This window comes from Pseudokineococcus marinus (assembly GCF_013004605.1).
Classification (GTDB): Bacteria; Actinomycetota; Actinomycetes; order Actinomycetales; family Quadrisphaeraceae; genus Pseudokineococcus; species Pseudokineococcus marinus.
The window spans coordinates 1-5,976 of record NZ_JABEMA010000195.1 but is presented as its reverse complement, the minus strand read 5'-3'; the positions used below and the strand labels follow the sequence as shown (position 1 = coordinate 5,976).

Genomic DNA, 5,976 nt, shown 5'->3' with positions numbered 1-5,976 from the left:
CCCGTCCCGGCCGCGGGGTCCGCTGTCGCGACCGGCGCGGGGGCGCAGGTCGGGCGCCGGGATCTCCTGGTCGTCCACCGCCCCCTGGGCGGCGTGCGCCAGCTGGAGGGCCGCGAGCGCGACCTCCTCGGCGCTGTGGTGCTCCATGAGCGCGTCGAGGACGCCGCGGACCTCCTCGAGGCCGCTGCGGTCGCCGTCGAGGACCTCGGCGACCGAGCGGCGCGTCCCCTGCAGGCGGTGAGCCCTCAGGTCGGCGACGGTCGGCAGCGGCGCCACGGCGATCGGCGCGCCCGCGACCCGCTCGATGACCGAGAGCTGGCGGCGCTCGCGCGGCTCGGCGAGCGTCAGGGCGACGCCCTCGCGGCCGGCGCGGCCGACGCGGCCGATGCGGTGCACGTAGGACTCGGGCGCCGACGGCACGTCGAAGTTGACGACGTGGCTCAGCTGCTCGACGTCGAGGCCGCGCGCGGCCACGTCGGTGGCGATGAGCAGCTGGGCGGCGCCGGCGCGGAGCCGGGAGACCACCTTGTCGCGCTGCTCCTGGCCCATGCCGCCGTGCAGCGCCTCGGCGCGGTAGCCGCGGGCGCCGAGGCGCTCGGTGATCGTGTCGACCTCCTCGCGCGTGCGGCAGAAGACGATGGCCGCCGTCGGCTGCTCGAGGTCGAGGATGCGGCCGAGGGCCGCGACCTTGTGCGGGCGGCCGACGACGTACGCCGTCTGGCGCACGAGGGGCGCCTCGCCCTCGGCCGCGCGCTTCTTCGCGATCCGGATGCGGACGGGCTCGCGCAGGTGCTGGCGGGCGATCCGGTCGATGCGCGGCGGCATCGTGGCGGAGAAGAGCACGGTCTGACGCTCCGCCGGCGCCGCCGAGAGGATCTCCTCGATGTCCTCGGCGAAGCCCATGTCGAGCATCTCGTCGGCCTCGTCCAGGACGACGGTCTGCAGGTGGGCCAGCGGCAGGGTGCCGCGGCCGATGTGGTCGAGCGCGCGGCCCGGCGTGGCGACGACGACGTCGACGCCCCGCTCGAGCTCGCGCAGCTGGCGGCCGATCGGCGTGCCGCCGTAGACGGCGAGGACGCGGGCGCCCAGCTGCTTGCCGTAGGTGCTGATGGCCTCGGAGACCTGGAGCGCGAGCTCGCGGGTGGGCACGAGGACGAGGCCGACGGGGCGGCGCCCGCCACCGGCGGGGACCTTCTCCAGCAGCGGCAGCGCGAAGGCGGCCGTCTTGCCGGTGCCCGTGGCGGCCTGGCCGAGCAGGTCGTGGCCGGCCAGGAGCGGGCGGATCGACTCCGCCTGGATGGGCGTGGGCTCCTCGTAGCCGAGGCCGTCGAGGGCGCGCAGCACCTCGGCGCGCAGGCCGAGGTCGGCGAAGGTCGGGCCGGCGGGCTCGTCGGCGTCGTCCTCGGGAGCGGCGTCGTCCGCGTGGTCGGACGCCTCCGCGGGGGCGTCCTCGCCGCGGCCCTGGGCGGGGACGTCGGCGCGGGGCGGTCCCTCGACGGTGTCGGTGCCCGAGGTGGCGGTGTCGGTGGTGCTCGTGTCGGTGGTGGCCTCGGCGTCCGCGGTCTCGCGGTCGAGGGCAGGGGCGGTCACGGCAGGGGTCTCCTCGCGGTGGGGTCGGCGCGGCGTCGCGCCTGTCGGCAGGTCGCAGCCGGACTCGGTGGCTGCTGCGGAGGGGACCTGTCGGCCGTGGACCCTGTGGAGATCGCCAGCGGTTGTCACGTGCTCCTGCCCGCTCGTCGCGGGCTCACCTGCGCTGCTCGACCTGCGTCGGCCCCGTCCGGGCGCCCAGGGCGCCCGCTCCTCCGTCAGGCACAAGTGTGACGCACGCGCGGGCATTCCCCGACCACGGGTCGCGCCTCCCACCCGGCCGGCCCGCACCCCCGGCACCTCGTCGACACGTCGCTGCTCCGAGGGACGCCCCTCCGGCACTCTGACGACGACGTGCGGTCGGGGAGCCTCGGGGACGGCGAGGTGACGACGAGGTGCGCTGGAGAGGCGGACTCAGGTCGCCGGGGTGGCGTCCCGCGTCTCGGCCGGGCCGGCGGGCGCGCCGTACCGGGCGACGAGCTCGCGCTTGAGGACCTTCCCGCTCGGGCCGAGGGGCAGGTCGTCGACCACCTCGATGCGGCGCGGGTACTTGTACGCCGCGATCTGGTCGGCGGCGTACTCGCGCAGCGCGTCGGCCGTCGTCGTCGCGCCCTCGACGAGGACGACGGCGGCCGCGACCTCCTCGCCGTGCCGCTCGTCGGCGACGCCGAACACCGCCACCCGGGCGACGTCGGGGTGCGCGGCGAGCACCTCCTCGACCTCGCGCGGGTACACGTTGTAGCCGTTGCGCAGGATCATGTCCTTGGTGCGGTCGACGATCGTGACGTAGTCGTCGTCGTCCTTCGTGCCGAGGTCGCCCGTGCGGAACCAGCCGTCGACGACGGCGGCCGCCGTGTCGTCCGGCCGCCCGAGGTAGCCCTTCATGAGGTTGTGCCCGCGGACGACGAGCTCGCCCATCTCCCCGCGCGGCAGCAGCTCGACCCGGTCGGGCACGTCGTGGCGGGCGACCTCGACCTCCACGCCCCAGATCGGCACGCCCACCGTGCCGGGGCGGGGCGGGCGGCCCACGGGGTTGAAGGTCGCGACGGGCGAGGTCTCGGTGAGGCCGTACCCCTCGTGGACCTCGACCCCGAAGACGTCGCGGACGCGGTCGATCACCGCGACGGGGATGGCCGCCCCGCCCGAGACGCCGTACTTCAGCGGCGGCCTCCGGTCGTCCTTGCCGGCGGCCTCGAGGAAGGCCATGTACATCGTCGGGACGCCCATGACGACGGTGCAGCCGTGCTCGACCATGAGCGAGAGCGCCGTCGCCCCGTCGAACTTCGGCACCAGGACGAGCGTCGCGCCCGCGCGGAAGGTCGTGTTCATGGCGCACGTCTGACCGAAGGTGTGGAACAGCGGCAGGCACCCGAGCACGACGTCGTCCACGCCCATGCGGAAGGTGTCGAGCAGCGAGGTCTCGACCTGCGCGACCAGCGCCATGTGGCAGCCCTCTGCGCCCTTGGGACGGCCGGTGGTGCCGCTCGTGTAGAGGATCGTCGCGGTGTCGTCGGGCTGGCGCGGCTCGACGGCGGTGATCGGCTCCGCCGCCGCGGCCAGCTCCTCGAGCCGCTCGACGCCGTGCTCGGCGGCCAGCTCGGCCGGCGCGAGGACGGTGACGACGTCGACCCCGGCGGCGCGCGCGCCCCGCAGGCCCTGCGCCATGAGGGGGGCTGCGCACACGAGCAGCGAGGCCTCGCTGTCCTCGAGGACGTACTGGATCTCCGGCCCCTGGAGCAGGGCGTGCACGGGGACGACGACGCCGCCCAGCGCCAGGACGGCGTAGTAGGCCCGCGGGAAGTCGGCGACGTTGGGCAGCAGCAGCGCCACCCGCGTCCCCGGGCCGACGCCCTTCGCACGCAGGGCGCCGGCGACGGCGCGCGTCTGGTCCCAGAGCTCGCGGTAGGTGATCCGCTGGTCGCCCACGACGACGGCCGTGCGGTCGGCGTGCCGGACCGCGGACTCGGCGAGGATGGTGGCGACGGACAGCGTGGCGAAGCCCTGCATGGGTGTGCTCCCGGGTCCCGGGACCGCGCCGTCGCGGCCCCCCGTGCCCGGCACAGTAGGCGCGCCCCCGGGCGGCGGCCAGGGCCCACCGGCCGCCTCCCCCGGTCGTGGCAGGACGTCGGGTCGGTGGCGCTGGTCGTGGTCGCCACGGCCGACGGGCGTCCCTCCGTGGCGGGCCTGGCCCTCGTCGGCGTCGGGCTGGTGAGCGGCGTCCCCGCGCTGGCCGACCTGCGCCGGTCGCGCCGACGCTGAGGGCAGCGCGCTGCCGGCGGGGAGGACTGACCACACCGGACGGAGCGTCACCGCAGGTCAGAGGACTGCGACCGCTCGTGCTCGGGACCTGGTCCACCCCGTCGGCGCTCCCACCCGGCAGGCCCGCGTCACGGCGCCCGTGCACCGGTGGCCAGCGGCCTCGTGGTCGGCGCCCACGTGGTCGATCTAGCGTGCGGGCATGAGCGACCCCGGCGCGGCCCCGCAGAACACGACCTTCCCCCGCCCCGGCGGCGAGGAGGGGCACGGCTACCTCGAGCTGCCGCCGTCGGGCCGCGGCCCCGGCCTCGTCGTCGTGCAGGAGTGGTGGGGCCTCACCGAGCACATCGCCGACCTCGTGCGCCGCTTCGCCGCCGAGGGGTTCGTCGCCCTGGCGCCCGACCTCTACGGCGGGCGCACGACGCACGACGGCGAGGAGGCGATGCGCCTCATGCAGGAGCTGCCCGTCGACCGGGCGGCCCGGGACCTCGCCGGGGCGGTCGACCTGCTCCTCGGCCACGAGGCCGTCACGAGCAGCACGGTCGGCGTCGCGGGCTTCTGCATGGGCGGGGCCTTCGCGCTGACGCTGGCCGCCCAGCAGGGCGAGCGCGTCGGCGCCGTGACGCCCTTCTACGGGCTGCCGGACCCCGAGGGCACCGACTGGTCGGGCGTGCGCGCCGCCGTGCAGGGCCACTACGCGCGGGAGGACCGCATCGACCTCGACGTCGTCGGGCGGGTCTTCGACGACCTGCGCGAGCGGCTCGACGCCCCCGTCGAGCTGCACGTCTACGAGGCGCAGCACGCCTTCGTCAACGACACCGGCCCCGCCTACGACGCCGACGCGGCCGCGCTGGCGTGGGGTCGCGCCACGGCCTTCCTCCGCGAGCACGTGCGCTGAGGGCGCCCCGGCGGCGGGGCGGCGCCCCGCCGCCGCGCGGAGGGGGCACAGTGGTGGGGTGAGCGCCCCGTCCGTCGTCCGCCCCGACGCCGACCCCGGTCTCCCGGACGGCGCCGAGGACGGCGTCGCGGCGCTGCGGGCGGCCGGCCTGCTGGGTGCGCAGGACGAGGGCGCGGAGGAGGCGACGGCCGAGGGCGTCGCGCCCGACGCCCCGCTCCTGCTCGCCGTCGACGGCAACAGCCTCCTGCACCGCGCGCACCACGCCCACGCCGCGGGGCAGCACCGCGACGCCGCCGGCCGACCGGTCTGGGCGCTGCGGGGCGTCGTCTCCCTCATCGCGAGCGCCGCGGCCCGCCTGACGCCGGACGCGCTCGTGGTCGGCTTCGACTGCGCGCGGACGTCGGTGCGCCGCGCCGAGCACCCGGCGTACAAGGCCCACCGCCCCGAGAAGCACCCCGACCTGCGCGCCCAGCTCGACGACGCCCCGGCGCTGCTCGCCGAGGCCGGGCTGCCCGTCGTCGTCGCCGAGGGGTTCGAGGCCGACGACGTCCTCTGCTCGGCCGCCGAGCTCGCCCGGCGCAGCGGCTGGCGGTGCACGGCCGTGACGAGCGACCGCGACTCCTTCGCCCTCGTCGACGCCTCGACGTCGGTGCTGCGGGTGCTCAACGGCGGGATCGGGGGCTCGCCGGTCCTCACCCCGCGGACGCTGCCGCTCGTCACGGGCGTGCGCGCCGGCCAGTACCGCTGCCTGGCGGCCCTGCGCGGCGACACCTCGGACAACCTCCCCGGCGCGCTCGGCATCGGCCCGAAGACGGCCGCCCGCCTGCTCGCCGCCTTCGACAGCGTCGACGACGTCTACGCCGCGCTCGACGACGGGCGCGAGGCCGAGGTGCGGGACGTCGTCGGCCCGGGCGTCGTCGGCCGGCTGCGCACGCCCGAGGCGCGGGCCAACGTCGCCCGCAACCAGCGGCTCATGGCGATGCGCGACGACCTCGCCCTGCCCGACCTCGACGCGCTGCGCCTGCCCCTCGACCTCACCCGGGTGCAGGCCGCGCTCGGGGCGCGCGACGTGCGCCTCGGCCCGTCGCTCTGGGCGCTCGTCGGCGGCGCCCCGCCCGCCGACCGGTACTCCCCCCTGCCGTCGTGGGTCGACGAGGCGCCGCTGCCCGACGGGCCGCCGGACGACGGCGCCGGGGCGCCCGTGGACACCGTCGCCGGGGCGCCCGAGGACACCG

Annotated in this window: 5 protein-coding genes; 3 read left to right on the top strand and 2 right to left on the bottom strand. The window is 77.0% G+C overall.

Going from position 1 to position 5,976, the window contains the following annotated elements; genetic code table 11:
• Positions 1-1,590 (bottom strand): DEAD/DEAH box helicase (locus tag HLB09_RS11910; protein WP_212770971.1); only part of this gene is annotated, 1,590 nt, incomplete at its 3' end.
• 411 nt (positions 1,591-2,001) lie between these two features.
• A complete protein-coding gene (locus HLB09_RS11905) occupies positions 2,002-3,594 on the bottom strand; it encodes a long-chain-fatty-acid--CoA ligase (RefSeq protein ID WP_171203584.1) in 1,593 nt (530 codons plus the stop codon).
• A 126-nt stretch (positions 3,595-3,720) separates the two neighbouring features.
• On the opposite strand from HLB09_RS11905, the gene HLB09_RS19415 reads away from it, so the two are divergent.
• The 3 genes from HLB09_RS19415 to HLB09_RS11895 form a co-directional block, all read left to right on the top strand.
• A complete protein-coding gene (locus HLB09_RS19415) occupies positions 3,721-3,846 on the top strand; it encodes a hypothetical protein (RefSeq protein WP_281359405.1) in 126 nt (41 codons plus the stop codon).
• 199 nt (positions 3,847-4,045) lie between these two features.
• Positions 4,046-4,741 carry a dienelactone hydrolase family protein gene (locus tag HLB09_RS11900; protein ID WP_171203583.1) on the top strand — a complete coding sequence of 232 codons (696 nt, stop codon included), beginning with the start codon at positions 4,046-4,048 and terminating at the stop codon, positions 4,739-4,741.
• A 58-nt stretch (positions 4,742-4,799) separates the two neighbouring features.
• Positions 4,800-5,976: 5'-3' exonuclease (locus tag HLB09_RS11895; protein WP_171203582.1), on the top strand; the 1,177-nt coding region annotated here is incomplete at its 3' end.